Source organism: Arthrobacter sp. D1-17, from assembly GCF_054130535.1.
The window spans coordinates 1,895,879-1,915,445 of sequence record NZ_CP096382.1; the positions used below are offsets into that span (position 1 = coordinate 1,895,879).

The 19,567-nt window shown below is 66.1% G+C and carries 20 protein-coding genes; 19 read left to right on the top strand and 1 reads right to left on the bottom strand.

From position 1 onward, the window contains the following. Positions 1-5: 5 nt before the first annotated feature. The 9 genes from ruvX to nusB all read left to right on the top strand — a co-directional run bounded on the left by ruvX (position 6) and on the right by nusB (position 7,740). On the top strand, positions 6-605 hold the full coding sequence (ruvX, locus tag M1E01_RS08940) for a Holliday junction resolvase RuvX (RefSeq protein ID WP_457974673.1): 600 nt from the start codon (positions 6-8) through the stop codon (positions 603-605). Next, positions 602-2,305, top strand: a complete 1,704-nt coding sequence (gene mltG, locus M1E01_RS08945) for an endolytic transglycosylase MltG (RefSeq protein WP_457974674.1) — start codon at positions 602-604, stop codon at positions 2,303-2,305. Before ruvX ends, mltG begins: the two co-directional genes overlap by 4 nt. Further along, entirely contained in the window at positions 2,302-3,162 is an 861-nt protein-coding gene (locus M1E01_RS08950) for a shikimate dehydrogenase (protein ID WP_457974675.1), read from the top strand. Before mltG ends, M1E01_RS08950 begins: the two co-directional genes overlap by 4 nt. 26 nt (positions 3,163-3,188) lie before the next feature. After that, positions 3,189-4,388: a chorismate synthase gene (gene aroC, locus M1E01_RS08955; protein WP_457974676.1), complete on the top strand. Its 1,200-nt coding sequence runs from the start codon at positions 3,189-3,191 to the stop codon at positions 4,386-4,388. A 59-nt stretch (positions 4,389-4,447) separates the two neighbouring features. Continuing rightward, the gene (locus M1E01_RS08960) at positions 4,448-5,017 is read left to right on the top strand and encodes a shikimate kinase (protein ID WP_457974917.1); all 570 of its coding nucleotides are present in this window, start codon (positions 4,448-4,450) and stop codon (positions 5,015-5,017) included. Continuing rightward, entirely contained in the window at positions 5,014-6,102 is a 1,089-nt protein-coding gene (gene aroB / locus M1E01_RS08965) for a 3-dehydroquinate synthase (RefSeq protein ID WP_457974677.1), read from the top strand. Before M1E01_RS08960 ends, aroB begins: the two co-directional genes overlap by 4 nt. Beyond that, positions 6,102-6,608: a tetratricopeptide repeat protein gene (locus M1E01_RS08970; RefSeq protein WP_457974678.1), complete on the top strand. Its 507-nt coding sequence runs from the start codon at positions 6,102-6,104 to the stop codon at positions 6,606-6,608. Before aroB ends, M1E01_RS08970 begins: the two co-directional genes overlap by 1 nt. A 158-nt stretch (positions 6,609-6,766) precedes the next feature. Beyond that, the gene (efp, locus tag M1E01_RS08975) at positions 6,767-7,330 is read left to right on the top strand and encodes an elongation factor P (RefSeq protein ID WP_400576102.1); all 564 of its coding nucleotides are present in this window, start codon (positions 6,767-6,769) and stop codon (positions 7,328-7,330) included. Continuing rightward, positions 7,330-7,740: a transcription antitermination factor NusB gene (nusB, locus tag M1E01_RS08980; protein ID WP_400480072.1), complete on the top strand. Its 411-nt coding sequence runs from the start codon at positions 7,330-7,332 to the stop codon at positions 7,738-7,740. The genes efp and nusB overlap by 1 nt, the downstream gene beginning before the upstream one ends. Positions 7,741-7,818: 78 nt before the next feature. Here the strand turns inward: nusB and M1E01_RS08985 are convergent, their stop codons facing one another. Beyond that, positions 7,819-9,087: a PrsW family intramembrane metalloprotease gene (locus M1E01_RS08985; protein ID WP_457974679.1), complete on the bottom strand. Its 1,269-nt coding sequence runs from the start codon at positions 9,085-9,087 to the stop codon at positions 7,819-7,821. A gap of 149 nt (positions 9,088-9,236) precedes the next feature. On the opposite strand from M1E01_RS08985, the gene pyrR reads away from it, so the two are divergent. From pyrR to rpoZ, 10 genes are all read left to right on the top strand, one after another. After that, positions 9,237-9,821, top strand: a complete 585-nt coding sequence (gene pyrR / locus M1E01_RS08990) for a bifunctional pyr operon transcriptional regulator/uracil phosphoribosyltransferase PyrR (protein WP_457974680.1) — start codon at positions 9,237-9,239, stop codon at positions 9,819-9,821. Further along, complete coding sequence (locus tag M1E01_RS08995; RefSeq protein WP_457974681.1) at positions 9,818-10,813, top strand: aspartate carbamoyltransferase catalytic subunit; 996 nt, start codon at positions 9,818-9,820, stop codon at positions 10,811-10,813. The genes pyrR and M1E01_RS08995 overlap by 4 nt, the downstream gene beginning before the upstream one ends. Continuing rightward, positions 10,813-12,186 carry a dihydroorotase gene (locus tag M1E01_RS09000; RefSeq protein ID WP_457974682.1) on the top strand — a complete coding sequence of 458 codons (1,374 nt, stop codon included), beginning with the start codon at positions 10,813-10,815 and terminating at the stop codon, positions 12,184-12,186. The genes M1E01_RS08995 and M1E01_RS09000 overlap by 1 nt, the downstream gene beginning before the upstream one ends. Beyond that, complete coding sequence (locus M1E01_RS09005) at positions 12,186-12,701, top strand: PH-like domain-containing protein (protein WP_457974683.1); 516 nt, start codon at positions 12,186-12,188, stop codon at positions 12,699-12,701. Before M1E01_RS09000 ends, M1E01_RS09005 begins: the two co-directional genes overlap by 1 nt. Further along, positions 12,682-14,016, top strand: a complete 1,335-nt coding sequence (gene carA / locus M1E01_RS09010) for a glutamine-hydrolyzing carbamoyl-phosphate synthase small subunit (protein ID WP_457974684.1) — start codon at positions 12,682-12,684, stop codon at positions 14,014-14,016. Before M1E01_RS09005 ends, carA begins: the two co-directional genes overlap by 20 nt. Then, positions 14,016-17,315 (top strand): carbamoyl-phosphate synthase large subunit, encoded by a 3,300-nt coding sequence (gene carB / locus M1E01_RS09015; RefSeq protein WP_457974685.1) that lies wholly within the window; start codon positions 14,016-14,018, stop codon positions 17,313-17,315. The genes carA and carB overlap by 1 nt, the downstream gene beginning before the upstream one ends. A gap of 73 nt (positions 17,316-17,388) precedes the next feature. Continuing rightward, positions 17,389-18,186, top strand: a complete 798-nt coding sequence (gene pyrF, locus M1E01_RS09020) for an orotidine-5'-phosphate decarboxylase (protein WP_457974686.1) — start codon at positions 17,389-17,391, stop codon at positions 18,184-18,186. A 113-nt stretch (positions 18,187-18,299) separates the two neighbouring features. After that, a complete protein-coding gene (mihF, locus tag M1E01_RS09025; protein ID WP_457974687.1) occupies positions 18,300-18,617 on the top strand; it encodes an integration host factor, actinobacterial type in 318 nt (105 codons plus the stop codon). A 43-nt stretch (positions 18,618-18,660) separates the two neighbouring features. Further along, a complete protein-coding gene (gene gmk / locus M1E01_RS09030) occupies positions 18,661-19,233 on the top strand; it encodes a guanylate kinase (protein ID WP_457974688.1) in 573 nt (190 codons plus the stop codon). A 39-nt stretch (positions 19,234-19,272) separates the two neighbouring features. Next, the gene (rpoZ, locus tag M1E01_RS09035) at positions 19,273-19,533 is read left to right on the top strand and encodes a DNA-directed RNA polymerase subunit omega (RefSeq protein WP_400480083.1); all 261 of its coding nucleotides are present in this window, start codon (positions 19,273-19,275) and stop codon (positions 19,531-19,533) included. Positions 19,534-19,567: the final 34 nt, after the last annotated feature.

Genomic DNA, 19,567 nt, shown 5'->3' on the forward strand with positions numbered 1-19,567 from the left:
GACCCGTGTCGTCAACTGCTGAGTCGCCCGCCTACCCCCAGGGAATTAAACTGGGGGTAGACGTGGGGACCGTCCGTGTGGGCGTTGCCATCTGTGACAGGGATGCGATCCTGGCCACCCCGCTAAAAACGCTGGACCGCAACCCCAAAAAGAACTCCGACGTGCGGGCCCTCGCTGCCCTGGCAGTGGACAGGGGAGCGGTGCAGGTTTTCGTAGGTCTTCCGCGCACCCTGAAAGGCGAGGAACACGCTTCCGCGCGCATGGCCACGGATTACGCCCAGCTGCTGGCCGACGCGCTGAACCGGGCCGGAGCAGACGTGCCGGTGCACCTCGTGGACGAGCGGCTAAGCACGGTCACCGCGCACCGACACCTGCACGAAGCTGGCATGAGCAGCAAAAATCACCGTAAAGTGGTGGATCAGGTTGCTGCTGCGGGAATTCTGCAGCACGCCATTGATATGCAAAAGGCCAGGGGAACGGATGTGGGAAGCCGCGTATGCGCGCTTGCCCAGCCGGGGCTGACCGGAGACGCCGCAGCAGATGATGGCGGGCAGGACGTCCCGGGGAAAGACATGCAATCTTCAAAAGATGGAAGGCAACAGTGAGCCCGGTCAACAGTGACGACTCCTCCGGCAGGAACTTCAGGGGCGCCGGACGGGCGCTGACGCGCAAGGAAATCCGTGCGCGGGAGAAGTCCCTCACGGCGGATTCCGGGAACCTCGTGCCCGAACAGGCCTACGAGTCCGGGAACGATGGCCCGGACGTTCCGGAGCGCCTTCCAACAGCGCAGGCGACTACAGGTGCGCCCACCACCGGCGTTCCGATGGTTCCGACTGCGCCGCCCACCATTGCGGTTCCTGCCGCGGAACACGGGGACGGCCACTCAGGCGAACACGGCATGCACGCCGCCGGCGCCCCCGGCACGCCAGCAGTTGAAGCCCATACGGACCGCCTTCACCACGCAGCCCACGCCGAGGGCAGGCACGAGGAGCATGTGTTCTCCTCCGCCGAAACCCAGCACTATGGCGAACCCCACCACAATGCCGAACCCCATCACGACGGCGGGCATGCCGGCGATGGCTACACGGCCTACCACCACGGGGCGCACCCGGATGACGCGCACCACCACGACCTCCTCCACCAGGACCCGCACGCAGGGACGTATGAGGACCATGAGCACTACGGGCACGACTCCGTCGGCCAGCAGCTGCTCGGCACCCCTGAGGTCGTCAAACCCCGTCCCTCGAAGAAAGTCCGCCGCAGGCGCCGGATCGTCGCGCTGCTGCTGACGCTTGCCCTGTTCGTCACTGCGACGGTCGTCGGGGCGCAGTTCCTCAAACCGCTGCTGGGCGACAGCAGGCCCAGCGACTACCCGGGACCGGGCACGGGACAGGTCACTGTGGCAGTCCAGCCCGGCGAAGGGCCGATGTCCGTCGCCGCCAAGCTCGAGGACGCTAAGGTGGTGGCCAACGCCGACACGTTCGTGTCAGCCCTTGCCGCTTCGGGCGGCACCCTGGCTCCCGGTGAATACGACTTCAAACAGGAAATGAAGAATTCCGACGCCGTCGCCGTCCTGCTCAACGAGGGCCAGTCCAAGGTCATGTACGTCGCTCTGAGCGCCGGCCTGCGGATCAACGAATCACTGGAGGCCATCTCCGAAGGCTCCGGGATCCCCGTGTCGCAGTTCAAGACCCTCAGCGACTCTCCCCAGCAGTTTGGCCTGCCGGCTAAGGCCAAGAATCTTGAAGGCTACCTCGCCCCGGGCGAGCACCGGTTCCCGCTGGGGACCACGCCCAAAGAGATCCTGACGCAGCTTGTCAAGATCACCACCGAGGAACTGAATGCCCAGGGCGTCGCTGACCCGGCCAAGCAGTACGAGGTCCTGACGGTGGCGAGCATCGTCCAGGCCGAAGGCGGCCAGGCAGAGTACAAGGACGTTGCCGGCGCCATCTACAACAGGCTCAAGCCGAACAACACAGAGACGGCCGGGCTGATCCAGTCCGACGCCACCGTCACTTACGGCCTGGGCAGGAAAAGCTTCCACATCACTGAAGAGGAAAAGGCGGACAAGTCCAACCCGTACAACACGTACGCCATCCAGGGGCTGCCCGTTGGCCCTATCGGTTCGCCGGGTAAGACGGCCATCGATGCGGCGGCGCAGCCGAACAAGAACGAGTACATGTACTGGGTGACCATCAACCTGGATACCAAGGAAACAAAGTTCTCCAAAACACTGGCGGAGCACCAGCGTTACGTTGATCAGTACAATGCCTGGTGTGAGGCCAACCCCGGCCGTTGCGTATGAGCCTGCGCGCGGCCGTCCTCGGTCATCCGATCGGCCACTCGAAATCCCCGGCCCTGCATCTCGCCGCCTATGCCCGGCTGGGGGAGGACATCGGTTACAGCGCCATTGATGTCACCGAGGAGGGCCTGCCCGCCTTCATGGCGAGTGTTCGCGGCCAGGAGGGCTGGCGCGGGCTTTCCGTGACGATGCCGCTCAAGACGGCCATGGTGCGTGAAGTCGACGAGGTCCGCGGCGTTGCCCGCGTGCTTGGTGTCATCAACACGGTGGTGTTTGAGGGCGAAGGAGAGTCCGCACGGCGGATCGGTTACAACACGGACGTCGCGGGAATCGTCAACGCCCTGCGCAACGCCGGCGCCGTTCAGGCTCCGGCCGCCGTGGTGCTGGGCGGCGGCGGAACGGCAGCGGCCGCCGTGGCGGCCCTGCAGGAACTCGGCGCGCAGTCCGTCGACGTCTTCGTGCGGAACACGGGCCGCGCCGCGGAAGCGCGGGCGGCAGCACGTGGTTTGGCCATGGACATCGGTGTGCACCCCATGAGTGGCGCCGTTGACGCAATGGCGGCTGCCGACGTCGTCATTTCCACCCTGCCGCCGCGGGCGGCGGACGGAATGGCGGCTGAGCTTGAGCAGCGGGGCCAGGCAACAGACGGGATCCTGCTCGACGTCGCCTACGATCCATGGCCCAGCAAAATCGCCGCCGCATGGCAGCAAGGGGGCGGAACCGTGGTGCCCGGACTTGAGATGCTGCTCTACCAGGCGGTCGAACAGGTGCGCTACTTCACCGGCCGCGAAGACGCCGCCAGCGCCGAAGTCATAGATGTGATGTGTATCGCAGTCGGGGCACCCCGGCGCGTACTCTGACCGCCCTACATGGCAGGATGGATTGTATGTTGCGTTGGTTGACTGCCGGTGAGTCCCATGGTCCGGCACTTGTCGGAATAATCGAAGGCGTCCCCGCCGGTGTTGAACTCACCAGCGGACAGATCGCCGATGCCTTGGCGCGCCGCCGCCTTGGCTATGGCCGCGGTGCCCGGATGAAGTTCGAGCAGGATGTTGTCACCATTCTTGGGGGAGTCCGCCACGGACTGACCCAAGGCGGCCCCGTTGCCATCCAGGTGGGGAACACCGAATGGCCCAAATGGGAGCAGATCATGTCTGCCGACCCCGTTGACCCCGAGCTGCTGGCCGACCAGGCACGCAACGCCCCGCTGACCCGTCCGCGGCCAGGACATGCAGACTTTACCGGGATGCAGAAATACGGGTTCGACGAGGCCCGGCCCGTGCTGGAGCGTGCCAGCGCCCGCGAAACCGCCACGCGCGTTGCCATGGGCACCGTCGCTGCGCAGTTCCTGAAGCACCTGGGCATCGAACTCGTCAGCCACACCGTATCGATCGCGAGCGTCGCCGTTCCCGAAGGCAGGCCCCGCCCGCTTCCGGTCAACGTGATAGCGCTTGACGCCGACCCCCTGCGCTGTTTCGACCGCGAAACCTCTGATGCCATGGTGGCGGAGGTGGACGCAGCCCACAAGGAAGGCGAAACCCTCGGCGGGGTAGTGGAGGTGCTGGCTTACGGGCTCCCGCCTGGACTGGGCAGCTACGTTCACTGGGACCGCCGCCTCGATTCCCGCCTTGCCGCCGCCCTCATGGGCATCCAGGCCATCAAGGGTGTGGAAGTCGGTGACGGGTTCCTCACCGCCGCCAGGCGCGGTTCGGCAGCCCACGATGAAATCGTCAAGGACGCCGACGGCAGGATTGTCCGTACCACCAACCGTGCCGGCGGCATCGAAGGGGGCATGAGCATCGGCGACGTCCTGCGCGTCCGGGCTGCCATGAAGCCGATCGCCACCGTCCCGCGCGCCCTGAAGACCATCGACATCAGCACCGGCGAGGCCGCGAAGGCCCACCACCAGCGCTCCGACGTCTGTGCAGTCCCGGCGGCGGGTGTTGTCGCCGAGGCCATGGTTGCCCTGGTCCTCGCCGAGGCTGTCACCGAGAAGTTCGGCGGTGACTCGGTGGAGGAGACTGCCCGCAACATCAAGGGCTACCTGCAGAACATTCCGGCGTCGCTGGACTCGATCGGACTCTAGTGCCCCCCAGCAATACACCCCGCACCCCGGGGAATCGTCCCATCGTGCTCATCGGCCCCATGGCAGTGGGGAAGTCCGCCCTCGGCCACCAACTGGCACAGCAGCTTGGTGCACTGTTCGTGGACACCGACTCCGTCATCGTCGAGCACCACGGCTCCATCGCGGACATCTTCGCAGGACGTGGTGAACACGCCTTCCGGGAGATTGAGGCACGGACCGTAGCCCGCGTCGTCGAAGCCGCCGCCGGTACGGACACCGTCATTTCACTCGGCGGCGGATCCGTCCTGGACTCCGGCACCCAGCAGCTGCTGCAGCGCTGCACGGTGGTCTACCTGGAGTGCGACGTCGACACCGTGGCTGCCCGGATCGCCAGGAACTCCGGCCGTCCGCTGCTGGCCGGTGACGGCATCAGCCGGTGGAAGGACCTCTTTGCGACGAGGAAACCCGTCTACGAACGCCTCGCGGACATCGTCCTCGATGTGCGGCGGGGATCGGTGGCGGAACTGGGCCGCCGGCTTGAAACGGCGCTGCAGGAGTATACGGAAGCGGGCTATAAACGCGCGGCGCACAACGCCGCGGACGCAGCGGCCGGGGACAATACGGCCGCTAAACAGGAAGCTGAAAAGTGAGCGAATCAACTGTCATCAAGGTCACGGGCGAATCGGCCGCCAACAACTACGACGTCGTAGTTGGCCGCGGCCTGCTCGGCGCCCTGCCCGAACAGCTGGGCGAGCGCGTCCGGCGCGTCCTTGTGATCCACCCTCGGGCGCTCCGCCTCACGGGTGACACGGTCCGGGATGAACTGGCCGCAGCCGGCTTCACCGCCCTGACCGCGGAAATACCTGACGCTGAAGAAGGCAAGCACATCCAGGTGGCCGCCTTCTGCTGGCAGGTGCTCGGGCAGAACGACTTCACCCGGTCGGACGCTGTGGTGGCCGTCGGCGGCGGAGCCGTCACCGACCTCGCAGGCTTCGTGGCTGCCACGTGGCTCCGCGGCGTCAAGGTCATCCACATGCCCACCAGCCTGCTGGGCATGGTGGACGCATCCGTCGGCGGCAAGACGGGCATCAACACGGCCGAGGGAAAGAACCTCGTGGGTTCATTCCATCCGCCCGCCGCCGTGCTCGCTGACCTCGACACGCTGGACACCCTGCCAAGGAACGAGCTTGTCTCCGGCATGGCCGAAGTCATCAAATGCGGATTCATTGCCGATCCCGTGATCCTGGACCTGGTGGAGAAGGATCCGGACGCTGTCACGGACCCGCAGTCGGCTGTGCTCCGCGAACTCATCGAGCGTTCCATCGCCGTGAAAGCCCGCGTCGTCTCGGCAGACCTGAAGGAATCCGGCCTGCGCGAAATCCTGAACTACGGCCACACCCTGGGCCACGCGATTGAGCTCGTGGAGCGTTACTCCTGGCGTCACGGCGCCGCCGTATCCGTCGGCATGATGTTTGCGGCCGAGCTGGCCCGCAGCGTGGGCCGGCTGGGGGACGCCGACGCCGACCGCCACCGCACCATCCTGGAATCACTCGGGCTGCCTGTCACCTACCGCAAGGACCGCTGGCAGGGCCTGCTGGACGGCATGCGCCGCGACAAGAAGTCACGCGGCGACCTGCTCCGCTTCGTCGTGCTCGACGGGATCGGCAAGCCCGGGATCCTGGACGTGCCCGACACCTCCCTGCTCTTTGCTGCCTACCAGGAGATCGCGTCCTGATGAGTGACGTCATCGAATGGCCTGACGGAGGCTTCCCCGGGATCCGGATCAACCCGGAATTTCTGCTGCCCGAAATCACCAGCCCGGAAACATGCGCGGCCGCACTTGAGGCTTCGACCGACCCGGCCGACCGCGTGTTCGTGCTGCTGGTCGAGGGCCACGCGTCCGACGCCGCGGAGCTGCTGGCGGAGGCCCGGTACAAAAACCCGGAGTCGTTCCGGCTGCGTGCTTTTGAATCTGAAGTGCTGCGCGTCTCCCACCGCTACGACGAGGCGGTCGAGCTTTTCAAGCAGCTGCTCGCGGAGGTGTCCGGAACCTCCGATGAGGCGCTGGTGTACCAGTACCTGGGCAGGACCCATTTCGCCGCAGGGCACATCGGAGCTGCTGTGGAATCGTTCACGCGGGCGCTGGACCTCAGGGTCGAGCAGTCAGCCGACGCCGCGCAGATCTATTCCTCCACGGTGGCGCTGCAGCGCGCGCGGGACGTACTCGAACTGGCCTCCTGAGCACCCGGCCCGGCCGGCGGCGACGGGGCCGGCCGCTATTGTCCGCTAGAATGGTTCTTGGATTTTTGATAAACACACGCTGGCGGGCCGTTCGGCACGCCGGCTTGGCATACACGGCTGGCAGCTAGAGGCAGTCAGATAGAAACCAGAGGAAACCAGTGGCAACCACAAACGACATCAAGAACGGTACCGTCCTGAAGCTCGAGGGCCAGCTCTGGAACGTCATCGAGTTCCAGCACGTCAAGCCGGGCAAGGGCGGCGCGTTCGTGCGCACCAAGATGCGCAACGTCATGTCCGGCAAGGTGGTCGACAAGACCTTCAACGCCGGCCTCAAAATCGAAACCGCCACCGTGGACCGCCGCGACTACCAGTACCTGTACCAGGACGGCGCAGACTTCGTTTTCATGGACACCCAGGATTACGACCAGATCACCGTCTCCGGCGCGACGGTGGGGGACGCCACCAACTTCATGCTCGAAAACCAGATGGTCAACATCGCCATCCACGAAGGCACCCCGCTCTACATCGAGCTGCCGCCGAGCGTTGTCCTCGAAATCACCTACACCGAGCCTGGCCTGCAGGGCGACCGCTCCTCCGCCGGAACCAAACCGGCGACCCTTGAGACCGGCTACGAGATCCAGGTCCCGCTGTTTGTCGAGAACAACACCAAGGTCAAGGTCGACACCCGTGACGGCAGCTACCTGGGCAGGGTCAGCGAGTAGTGAGCGCCCGCGGTAAAGCCCGTAACAGGGCCCTGGACGTCCTCTTTGAAGCTGAGCAGCGCTCGGTTTCCCCGTTCGATGTGCTGCGCGCACGGCGGGAGAAGACCGACCAAATCGTCAACCCTTACACGGTTGAAATCATCGAAGGCGTCGTTTCGCTGCAGCCGGCGATCGACGAGTTCCTTGAGACGTACTCGCAGGGCTGGACCCTGGAGCGCATGCCTTCCGTGGACCGCATCATCCTGCGCATCGGAACCTGGGAGCTGCTCTACAACGACGACGTCCCGGACGGCGTCGCCGTGAGCGAGGCTGTCGCTCTGGCGAAGACGCTCTCAACGGATGAGTCGCCGTCGTTCATCAATGGCCTCCTCGGCCGTCTCCAGCAGCTAAAACCTTCGCTGCTGGCCTGATGCCACAACGAAAAAGCCCCGGCCGGTGTGTGAACTGCACATTGGCCGGGGCTTTCCGCGTGCTACGGGACACCGTCGTCAATGCCCGACGGCGGCGCGCAGCGCCATGAGGTGATGAAGCTGCTGCAGCTCTTCCTGCTGATGCGACTGCACATCCCTGCCGCTAAGAATGCGCTGGCGCGTGAAAGCCAGCTGCGTGGCCGCCTTCACGAAGGCCTTCATCTGGGGCCCGCGGTTGTACGCGGCAGCCCACCGTACAGCCTGCCGGCGGCCGCCGGCGGTAGAGAGCATGCCCACCTCCGCGGGGGTGAACCAGCCGGCGGCGGAGTACTCCAGCAGCCGCTGCCGGGTGAGCCGTGTCTCCGCAACCCGCAGCGCAATGATGCAGCCCACGGCCAGCAGGAAGATGGGCACCTGCACCAGCACGTACTGGGCCAGGAAGTCCTGGCCCATACTGTTCCAGCGGTTGTGCAGGATCATGGCCGGGATGAGTCCAATGACGAACCCGGCCACTGACAGGCCGGAGTGCCAGCGGCGCGCCGCGAAGCCCATGATCAGGCCCGTGGTGCCGGTGAAGATTGCGTGCGCGAAGGGCGACATGACGCCGCGCAGGAAGAAGATCTGCGCAAGGTCGCTGCCGGGCGTGCTGGACTCGGCGATGGCCCTTCCGAAGTACAGGATGTTCTCGGTGAAGGCGAAGCCGCCGGCGATCGTAAAGGCGAAGACAACGCCGTCCACCGGCCCGTCGAAGTGCCGGCGGGCCATCAGCAGCAGAAGGAGCAGGCCGAGGGACTTGGCGAATTCCTCCACGACGGGGGCCTGGACAGTGGTCATGAAATCCCGGAAGGACTCCTCGCTGGCGGTGGGGGCTGCCAGCGCGAAGACCGGCTGGATCAACAGGGTGACGGCGATGGACACCGCCGCGCCCCAGGTGAAGGCGAACACCAGCAGGCGTTTGGGCTCCGGCTCCCAGCGGTCAATGACGCGGACCGAAAAGAGCACGGCCCCCAATGGGATAAGTGAAACGACAAAGCCCACGGCAAAACCGGTGACTCCCGTATTGGCGAGGAGGAAGGGGATCACCAGGAACAGGCTGACAAAGGCGAGAATCGCCCCGCCCACCACCAGGGACAGCACGCCCGACGACGGCCGGGCGGCCACCGTTGTTGCCGACGGCGGTATGACCTGGGAAACCTCTCCGCCGTGGTGACCGGGCGCCGGCCGGTAGTTTTGCTGCTGGACGTGGCCCATCCAGCTCGGGTTCGTCTGCTCATGGAACTGCCACTGCGGGTCACCGGGGCGGTTGCCGGACGGTCCGGGCGCTGGCTGCTGCGGGTTCATCGACATAGACACGAGCCTAGCCGTTGGCTGGCACGGGAGTGTGACCGATAACGCCTCAGATCGGGCCGGGCGCCCAACGGCCGTGTGGTAATTTTGGAGGGCAAATGTTCCTTTTTTAATTCCGTCCCGTGAGGCGGGGAAAGGGGAGACGAGCGATGACACCTGTCACGCAGGCACCGGTTCCGGCCAGGGTTGTACTCAACCAGGCGGACATAGACCGTGCACTCACTCGTATCGCCCACGAGATTCTCGAGGCCAACAAGGGCTCCCAGGACCTGGTGCTGCTGGGAATTCCCCGCCGCGGTTACCCGCTGGCAGTCCGGCTCGCCCAAAAGATTGCCGCCGCGGACAGTGCGGTTGATGCTTCCGCGATTGTCGGCCAGTTGGACGTCACCATGTTCCGCGACGACCTCTCGCACCAGCCGACCAGGCCGCCGCACCGCACCCAGCTGCCGCTGACCGGCATCGACAACAAAGTTGTAGTCCTGATCGACGACGTCCTGTACTCCGGCCGTACCATCCGCGCCGCCCTCGATGCCCTCGTGGATCTTGGCCGACCCCGGATCGTGCGCCTCGCCGTGCTGGTTGACCGCGGGCACCGCGAGCTGCCCATCCGTGCCGACCACGTCGGCAAGAACCTCCCCACCTCCTCCTCGGAAAAAGTCAGGGTCCGCCTCGAGGAAACCGACGTCATTGACGGGCAGCCCGTCAATGAGGTGGTTATCGAGGCCGGCGCATGAAGCACCTGCTCTCCACCGAAGACCTGACTCTGGCCAACGCCGTCCGCATCCTTGACACCGCCGAGGAAATGTCGGCAGTGGGCGAGCGCGAGGTCAAGAAACTCCCTGCGCTGCGCGGCCGCACGGTGGTGAATCTCTTCTTCGAGGACTCCACCCGCACCCGCATCTCCTTCGAGGCGGCCGCCAAGCGGCTATCCGCCGACGTCATCAACTTCGCCGCCAAGGGGTCATCGGTGTCCAAGGGGGAGTCCCTCAAAGACACAGCCCAGACACTGTCCGCGATGGGTGCGGACGCCGTCGTGATCCGCCACTGGGCCTCCGGCGCACCGCACCGGCTCGCGGCGACGGACTGGATCGATGCCGCCGTCATCAACGCCGGCGACGGGACGCACGAGCACCCCACCCAGGCCCTGCTGGATGCGTTCACCATGCGCCGGCACTGGACGAAGCTTTCCGGCCTGCCGTCTTCGGGAGCGGACCTCAAGGGCATGCGGGTGGCTATCGCCGGTGACGTCCTGCACTCCCGCGTCGCCCGCTCCAACGTCTGGCTGCTCCGGACCCTCGGCGCTGAGGTCACCCTCGTGGCGCCGCCCACCCTGCTGCCGATCGGCGTCGAAAAGTGGCCCTGCAAGGTCAGCTACAACATGGACGAAACCCTTGAGCGGGGCGTTGACGCCGTCATGATGCTCCGTGTCCAGGGCGAACGGATGAACGCGTCGTTCTTCCCCACCACCCGCGAATACTCACGCCGCTGGGGTTTCGATGACACCCGCCTCCAGGCCTTGGACAGCCTGGGGCTCAAAGACACCATCATCATGCACCCCGGCCCCATGAACCGCGGCCTGGAAATATCCGCCGCCGCCGCGGACTCACCCCGTTCCACTGTGCTGGCACAGGTCCGGAACGGTGTGTCCGTCCGTATGGCCGCCCTGTATCTGCTGCTCTCCGGGGACACCCGCGAACCAGCTGCCACCCTGAAGGAGAGCAAATAATGGCTGAGCAAACCACGTACCTCATCCGCGGTGCGGCAATCCTAGGCGATGACGCCGCGGATCTCCTCATCCGCGACGGCATCATCGCCGCGCGCGGAACGGATCTGTCCACAACAGACGCAGCCGACGGCGCCACCATCATCGACGCCGACGGCCTGATCGCGCTGCCCGGCATGGTCGATGTGCACACGCACCTCCGCGAACCGGGCCGTGAAGACGCCGAGACGGTCGAAACCGGAACCAGGGCAGCAGCGCTGGGCGGCTTCACCGCGGTCCACGCCATGGCCAACAGCACCCCCGTTGCCGACACCGCCGGCGTGGTGGAACAGGTGCACAGCCTCGGCCGCGCTGCCGGCTGGGTCGACGTCCGCCCGGTAGGAGCGGTCACAGTCGGCCTCGCGGGGGAGCAGCTGGCGGAACTCGGCGCCATGGCGGATTCCCGTGCCCGCGTCCGCGTTTTCTCCGACGACGGCATCTGCGTCCACGACCCCGTCCTGATGCGCCGGGCGCTGGAGTACGTCAAGGCGTTTGACGGCGTCGTCGCACAGCACGCACAGGAACCCCGCCTCACCGCCGGCGCCCAGATGAATGAAGGCGAGGTCTCCGCCGTCCTGGGCCTGGCCGGATGGCCAGCCGTCGCCGAGGAAAGCATCATCGCCCGCGATGTCCTGCTCGCCCAGCACGTCGGCTCACGGCTGCACGTCTGCCACGTCTCCACCGCCGGGTCCGTCGAGATCATCCGCTGGGCCAAGGGCCGCGGAATCAACGTCACCGCCGAGGTGACGCCGCATCACCTGCTGCTGACAGACGAACTGGTCCGCAGCTACGACCCCGTGTACAAGGTCAATCCGCCGCTGCGCACCGACGCGGATGTCCAGGCCCTGCGCGAGGCCCTCGCGGACGGCACCATCGATGTCGTCGGCACCGACCACGCCCCGCACCCCAGCGAGCACAAGGAATGCGAGTGGGCCCAGGCCGCCATGGGTATGACCGGACTGGAAACCGCCCTCTCCGTGGTGCAGCACGCCATGATCGAGACCGGCCTCATGACATGGGCCGATTTCGCCCGGGCCACGTCCACAGCGCCTGCCGCCATCGGCCGGCTGACCGACCAGGGCCGACCGCTCGAGGAAGGCGAACCCGCCAACCTCATCCTTGTAGACCCGGCAGCGCGCTGGACTGTGGACCCCTCCGCCATGGCAACCATGGGCCGCAACTCGCCGTTCCGCGGCATGGAACTTCCGGGCAAGGTGCGGGCGACCTTCTTCAAGGGCCACCCCACCGTCCTGGACGGCAGCCTCAACACCCCGTACCGCTACCCGTCTGATGCCGTAGCAGCCGGTACTCGAGTCGGTAGGGCGGCCACTGCCTGATGGACAAAGTTCTTCCCGGACTGGCGATGCTGGCCATCATTGCCGTCGTCTTTGTCCTCCTTGGCCTTGGCTGGCGAAACCGGCTGCGGCGGCAGGCGGACATCGCCGCGCTGCCTGCCGTGCCCGAACTCGGCGGACCGCTGCTGGCGGCTGAAGGCCAGTACGTGGCGACCACCACTGCCGGGGACTGGCTGGACAGGATCGCGGTACACGGCCTCGGGATCCGCACCAATGCGCAGCTCACCGTCCATCCGGAAGGCGTCCTGTTGGACAGGTCCGGCGCCGGCCCGCTGTTCATCCCGGCAGCCTCGCTGGCAGGCGTCCGCCAGGACAGCGGCATGGCCGGCAAGTTCGTCGAGAAGGACGGGCTGCTGGTCCTGAGCTGGACCCTCGGGACGCACCAGCTCGACACCGGGTTCCGCACCCGCCGGGCGGCCGACAAGCCGGCCCTCCACCAAAAACTTCAGGAATTAATCTCCGCAGGCCCGCAGGCAGATGCCCATAGTGGAAAGTAATACAGTGACGGAAACCGAAGTGACAGCAAACACAGAGACGGCGCCCAAGACGGCACCTTCCACCCCCGCGGCCCTCGTGCTCGAAGACGGCCGCATCTTCCGCGGCCGGAGCTACGGCGCCCAAGGCACTGCCCTCGGTGAAGCGGTCTTCGCGACCGGAATGACCGGCTACCAGGAAACCATCACCGACCCGTCCTACGCCCGCCAGCTGGTGGTCCAGACGGCGCCGCACATTGGCAACACCGGAGTCAACAGCGAGGACGCCGAGTCCCGCCGCATCTGGGTGGCAGGCTACATCGTCCGTGATGCGGCCCGCCGCCCGTCCAACTGGCGTTCGGAGCGTTCCCTGGACGAGGAGCTCGAGGAGCAGGGGATCGTGGGCATCCAGGGCGTGGACACCCGCGCCATCACCCGCCACCTGCGTGAGCACAAGACCATGCGCGCCGGTATCTTCTCCGGCGCAGCCGCAGAGGCCACCGAAAAGGAGCTGCTCGAGGCGGTCCTCGCCAGCGCCCCCATGGAAGGCGCCCGGCTGGCTGAGGAAGTCAGCATCGACGAAGCCTACGTCGTGGAGCCCAAGGACCACGGCTGGGACGGTGAGCCCCGGTTCAGCATCGCCGCGATCGACCTCGGCATTAAGGCCATGACGCCGGTCCGCTTCGCCGAACGCGGCGTGCGCGTCCACGTGCTGCCTGCCACCGCCACGATGGAGGACGTCAAGGCGCTCAACCCGGACGGCTTCTTCATGTCCAACGGTCCCGGTGACCCGGCCACGGCCGACAACCAGGTTAAGCTGCTGCGCTCCGTTCTGGACGACAAGCTGCCCTACTTCGGCATCTGCTTCGGCAACCAGATCCTGGGCCGCGCACTCGGCTTCGGCACGTACAAGCTGAAGTACGGCCACCGCGGCATTAACCAGCCGGTCATGGACCGACGCACCGGCAAAGTGGAAATCACCTCGCAGAACCACGGCTTCGCCGTGGACGCCCCCCTCGACGGCCCCACCACGGCGCCGGAGGAGCGGTTCGGCCGGGTGGAAGTGAGCCACATCAGCCTGAACGACGACGTCGTCGAAGGACTCGCGTGCCTGGACATCCCGGCGTTCTCGGTCCAGTACCACCCGGAGGCGGCCGCCGGCCCGCACGACGCCGCGTACCTGTTCGACCGCTTCATTGCACTGATGGAAGACTCTAGGTCAATCACCGACGGCCGCACCGCCAACCTGTCAAAGGAACCCGTGGATTCTGTGCACAATCCGATCGATCGCGCCGCCGCGCCGCACAAGACTGACAACAAGACTGAGGACAAGAAGTAATGCCTAAGAGAACTGACCTTAAGAGCGTCCTGGTCATCGGGTCCGGCCCGATCGTGATCGGCCAGGCGGCCGAGTTCGACTACTCCGGCACCCAGGCGCTCCGCGTCCTCAAGGACGAAGGCCTGCGCGTCATCCTCGTCAACTCCAACCCGGCCACCATCATGACGGACCCTGAGTTCGCGGACGCCACGTACATCGAGCCGATCACGCCCGAGGTGGTCGAGAAGATCATCGCCAAGGAGCGCCCCGACGCCGTGCTGCCGACCCTGGGTGGCCAGACGGCACTGAACACCGCCATCGCGCTGGACAAGAACGGCGTGCTGGAGAAGTACAACGTGGAGCTGATCGGTGCGAACATCGCCGCCATCGAACTTGGCGAAGACCGTGAGAAGTTCAAGGGCGTCGTTGAGCGCTGCGGCGCAGAATCTGCCCGCAGCCACATCATCCACACCATGGACGAGGCCCTGAAGGCAGCAGACGACCTCGGCTACCCGATGGTGGTCCGCCCCTCCTTCACCATGGGCGGCCTGGGCTCCGGCCTGGCCTACAACGAGGAAGATCTCATCCGCATCGTCGGCCAGGGCCTGCAGTACAGTCCCACCAGCGAGGTGCTGCTCGAAGAGAGCATCCTCGGCTGGAAGGAATACGAGCTCGAGATGATGCGCGACAAGAACGACAACGTCGTGGTGGTCTGCTCCATCGAGAACTTCGACCCGGTCGGCGTGCACACCGGCGACTCCATCACGGTGGCCCCGGCGCTGACCCTCACCGACCGTGAGTACCAGAAGCTGCGCGACGTCTCGATCGCCGTGATCCGCGAGGTCGGCGTCGACACCGGCGGCTGCAACATCCAGTTCGCCATCGATCCCAAGACCGGCCGCGTGGTGGTCATCGAGATGAACCCCCGCGTCTCGCGCTCCTCGGCCCTGGCCTCCAAGGCCACCGGGTTCGCCATTGCCAAGATCGCCACCAAGCTCTCGCTCGGTTACACCCTGGACGAGATCCCCAACGACATCACGCAGAAGACGCCCGCGTCCTTCGAACCGACGCTGGACTACGTGGTTGTCAAGGTGCCGCGCTTCGCGTTCGAGAAGTTCCCGGCGGCGGACCCAACGCTGACCACCACCATGAAGTCCGTCGGCGAGGCCATGGCCATGGGCCGCAACTTCACCGAGGCGCTGCAGAAGGCGCTCCGGTCCCTGGAGCAGAAGGGCTCGCAGCTGGACTTCAGCCCCGTCCCCGAGTGGGAAGTACCGGAGCTGGTCGAGCAGGCGAAGCGCCCCACCACCGAACGCCTGCACCAGGTGCAGCGGGCGCTGCTCGGCGGCGCCACCGTGGAGGAGCTCCACGAAGCCACCGGCATCGACCCCTGGTTCCTGGACCAGCTCCAGCTGCTCAACGAGATCTCCGGCGAGATCCGCAAGTCCGGCGCCCTTACCCAGGACATGCTGCAGCGCGCCAAGCGCCACGGCTTCTCTGACGAGCAGATCGGCGCCCTGACGCACAACCCGGAAGCTGTGGTCCGCGGCGTCCGGCAGGCGCTCGGGATCCGGCCGGTCTACAAAACGGTTGACACCTGCGCCGCGGAATTCGCCGCCTACACCCCCTACCACTACTCCTCCTACGACGAGGAGGACGAGGTGGCGCTGCACTCCAAGCCGTCCATCCTGATCCTCGGCTCCGGTCCCAACCGTATCGGCCAGGGCATCGAGTTCGACTACTCCTGCGTCCACGCCTCCATGGCGCTGCGCAAGGCCGGTTACGAGACCGTCATGGTCAACTGCAACCCGGAAACCGTCTCCACCGACTACGACGTCTCCACCCGGCTGTACTTCGAGCCGCTGACCCTGGAGGACGTCCTCGAGGTCATCGCCGCCGAGGAGCGCACCGGCGGCGTCATGGGCGTGTTCGTCCAGCTCGGCGGCCAGACCCCGCTGAAGCTGGCCCAGCAGCTCGCCGATGCCGGCGTTCCCATCCTCGGCACCAGCCCGGAAGCGATCGACCTTGCCGAGCACCGCGGCGCCTTTGCCCGTGTGCTGGATGAAGCAGGGCTTGTTTCCCCGAAGAACGGCACCGCCGTGTCCTTCGAGGACGCCAAGAAGATCGCGGACGAAATCGGCTACCCGGTGCTGGTCCGGCCGTCCTATGTCCTGGGCGGCCGCGGCATGGAGATCGTCTACGACGAAGCCAACCTGTCCCGCTACATCGCCAACGCCACGGAGATCACGCCGGACCACCCCGTGCTGATCGACCGGTTCCTTGAGGACGCGGTGGAGATCGACGTCGACGCCCTGTTCGACGGCAAGGACCTGTACCTCGGCGGCATCATGGAGCACATCGAGGAAGCCGGCATCCACTCCGGCGACTCCGCCTGCGTGCTGCCCCCGATCACCCTGGGCAGCAATGTGCTGGAGCGCGTCCGCACCGCCACCCGCGCCATCGCTGAAGGCGTCGGCGTCCGCGGCCTGATCAACATCCAGTTCGCCCTGGCCTCGGATGTGCTGTATGTCCTGGAAGCCAACCCCCGCGCCTCCCGCACCGTGCCGTTCGTCTCCAAGGCGACCGGCGTGCAGATGGCGAAGGCTGCCGCCCTGATCGGCACCGGAGTCACCATCCACCAGCTCCGCAGCGCCTACAAAATCCTTCCGGAGACCGGCGACGGCTCCACGCTGCCGCTGGACGCGCCTGTCTCGGTGAAGGAGGCGGTCCTGCCGTTCAGCCGCTTCCGCACCCCGGAAGGCAAGGTCGTAGACTCCCTGCTCGGACCGGAAATGCGCTCCACCGGCGAGGTCATGGGCATCGACAAGCACTTCGACACCGCCTTCGCCAAGAGCCAGGCCGGTGCGAACAACGCGCTGCCCACCGAGGGCAAGATCTTCGTCTCCGTGGCCAACCGCGACAAGCGTTCGGTGATCATGGGCGTCAAGCGGCTCTCCGACCTCGGCTTCGAGATCGTCTCCACGGGCGGCACAGCCGATGTGCTGCGCCGCAACGGAATCCAGGCGACCCCGGTGCGCAAGGTGGCCGAGGGCAGCAGCGCCGAAGGGGAGGGCACCATCGCCGACCTCGTCATCGCGGGCGAGATCGACATGGTGTTCAACACCCCCTCCGGCGGCGAAGCCCGCAGCGACGGCTACGAGCTCCGCGCCGCCGCCACGTCCATCGGTATCCCCTGCATCACCACGGTGGCCGAGTTCAACGCTGCCGTCCAGGCCATCGAAGCGCTGCGCACCTACGCGTGGTCCGTTACGAGCCTGCAGGAGCATGGCGCCAACCTCAAGGCATCCTGGCATGGCTGAGGCTCCCGCTACGCCTGACGCCCCAGCCCTACGTTCCGGCTCGGACTCTTTTGGTTCCAGGCTGGAGCGGGCCATGGCTGAGCGCGGTCCGCTGTGCGTTGGCATCGATCCGCACCCTGCGCTGCTCGCGGCCTGGGGACTGAACGACGACGCCGCCGGCGTGGAGCGCTTTTCGCTCACCGTCCTGGAGGCCGTTGGTTCCCTCGCTGCCGCGGTCAAGCCGCAGGTGGCGCTGTATGAGCGCCACGGCTCGGCGGGCATGGCGGCTCTGGAGCGTACCCTGGGTGCGGCGGCCGATGCTGGAGTGCTGAGCATCGCCGATGCGAAGCGCGGGGACATTGGCTCCACTATGGCTGCCTACGCCGACGCCTGGCTGCGTGACGGCTCGTCCCTGGCTGCCGATTCGGTGACGCTGAGCCCGTACCTGGGTTTTGAGTCCCTCCGTCCGGCACTGGACCTCGCGGCGGAATACGGCCGGGGCGTTTTCGTCCTGGCCCTGACCTCCAACCCTGAAGGTGCGTCAGTCCAGCACGTTGGCGGCCGCGATTCCGTTGCCCGCAGGATTGTCGAGGCCGCGGCCGGGGAAAACGCCCGGTACCAGGGGAACCTCGGGTCCGTGGGGCTGGTGGTCGGTGCCACAGTGGGATCGGCCCTGGCCGACCTTGGCCTGGACCTGGGGGCCGTTCGCGGACCCATCCTGGCCCCGGGCCTCGGCGCCCAGGGCGCCACGCCCGCGGACCTGCGCACGACCTTCGGCGCCGCCTATCCACAGGTGCTGGGGACGTCCAGCAGGGACATCCTCAAAACAGGCCCCGGAGTCCGAGACCTGGCTGCCGCAGCCGCGCGCACACTGGACGGGCTCCGGTCCTAACAGGCCCTGATTCTGCATTGATTTCTGCAGCCGCCGGGGAGTAGGTTCAGGACAAGTCCTCGGCTGCTCCAGACCTCCGGCCGTGGATCCGTTGGCTACCCAGGGGGAACACCGTGACCTTGCGACCCTTGTCAGCCCAGGAACGTGCTGACGCGCTGAAGAAAGCCGCCGCAGCGAGGGCATCGAGGGCCACGGCCAAGGAAAGACTCAAGGCAGGGGACCTGACCATCGCGGAGGTGCTGGATTCGGGCGGCACGGAAGATGCGATTGCGCGCATGCGCGTCTCCGAGCTGCTTGAGGCCCTGCCGGGCATCGGCAAGGTCCGGGCGGCGGCCATCATGGAGGCTGTGGGGATCGCCGCGTCACGGAGGGTGCGGGGACTGGGCGTGCACCAGCGCCGGGCGCTGGTAGATTTTATGAACGAGAAATAGATCCATCCGAACAGAGTCATCTGAAGACCGCCTAAAGGAATATGTGAGCAAGAAACCCGGACTGACAGTCCTCGCTGGTCCTACGGCTGTTGGCAAAGGCACCGTGTCCACCTATATCCGGGACAACTACCCGGAAGTCTGGCTGTCGGTTTCGGCGACCACCCGCGCCCCGCGGCCCGGCGAGGTCGACGGAGTGCACTACTACTTCAAGTCCAAGGAAGAGTTCGAGTCCCTGGTGGCCGCCGGTGAATTCCTGGAATGGGCCGTGGTGCACGGGCAGAACACGTACGGCACCCTGAAGAGCACAGTGAACAAGGCCATCGCGGAGGGCCGCTCGGTACTGCTGGAGATCGACCTGCAGGGAGCCCGCCAGGTCAAGAAGGCCCTGCCGGATGCGCAGTTCGTGTTCCTGGCACCGCCGAGCTGGGAAGAATTGGTGCGCCGCCTGGTGGGCCGCGGCACGGAATCCGCCGAGGAACAGCAGCGCCGCCTGGAAACCGGTAAAGTAGAACTTGCTGCTGAACCGGAGTTCGACCACACCGTCATTAATGACGACGTTCGCCGGGCAGCGGACGAGCTTGTTTCACTCATGGGGCTGACCCCGCACCCGCGCTAACCGCACAAGGCATCAGCCCGTTAGAAATTTGGAGAATTCGTGTCCACGAACCTTGAAGGCATCATCAACCCGCCGATCGACTCGCTGCTCCAGGCAGCCGATTCCAAGTACGGCCTGGTGATCTTCGGTGCCAAGCGAGCACGTCAGATCAACGCTTACTACGCCCAGCTGCACGAGGGCCTGTTCGAGTACGTCGGCCCGCTGGTCGACACCAAGCTGAACGAGAAGTCGCTGTCCATCGCCCTGCGCGAGATCAACGAGGGCAAGCTCGTTTCAACGCCCATCGAGGCGTCCGAGTAAACGTTCGAAGAGTTGAACTGACTGCCTGCTGACG

Bases quoted from the DNA above. Each gene is read 5' to 3' on its own strand.
- aroC (WP_457974676.1), top strand. From the start codon at position 3,189: ATGTTGCGTTGGTTGACTGCCGGTGAGTCCCATGGTCCGGCACTTGTC.
- pyrF (WP_457974686.1), top strand. From the start codon at position 17,389: ATGGCTGAGCGCGGTCCGCTGTGCGTTGGCATCGATCCGCACCCTGCG.
- carB (WP_457974685.1), top strand. From the start codon at position 14,016: ATGCCTAAGAGAACTGACCTTAAGAGCGTCCTGGTCATCGGGTCCGGC.
- M1E01_RS08970 (WP_457974678.1), top strand. From the start codon at position 6,102: ATGAGTGACGTCATCGAATGGCCTGACGGAGGCTTCCCCGGGATCCGG.
- M1E01_RS08960 (WP_457974917.1), top strand. From the start codon at position 4,448: ATGGCAGTGGGGAAGTCCGCCCTCGGCCACCAACTGGCACAGCAGCTT.
- M1E01_RS09005 (WP_457974683.1), top strand. From the start codon at position 12,186: ATGGACAAAGTTCTTCCCGGACTGGCGATGCTGGCCATCATTGCCGTC.
- pyrR (WP_457974680.1), top strand. From the start codon at position 9,237: ATGACACCTGTCACGCAGGCACCGGTTCCGGCCAGGGTTGTACTCAAC.
- M1E01_RS08985 (WP_457974679.1), bottom strand. From the start codon at position 9,087: ATGTCGATGAACCCGCAGCAGCCAGCGCCCGGACCGTCCGGCAACCGC.
- M1E01_RS09000 (WP_457974682.1), top strand. From the start codon at position 10,813: ATGGCTGAGCAAACCACGTACCTCATCCGCGGTGCGGCAATCCTAGGC.
- M1E01_RS08995 (WP_457974681.1), top strand. From the start codon at position 9,818: ATGAAGCACCTGCTCTCCACCGAAGACCTGACTCTGGCCAACGCCGTC.
- carA (WP_457974684.1), top strand. From the start codon at position 12,682: ATGCCCATAGTGGAAAGTAATACAGTGACGGAAACCGAAGTGACAGCA.
- M1E01_RS08950 (WP_457974675.1), top strand. From the start codon at position 2,302: ATGAGCCTGCGCGCGGCCGTCCTCGGTCATCCGATCGGCCACTCGAAA.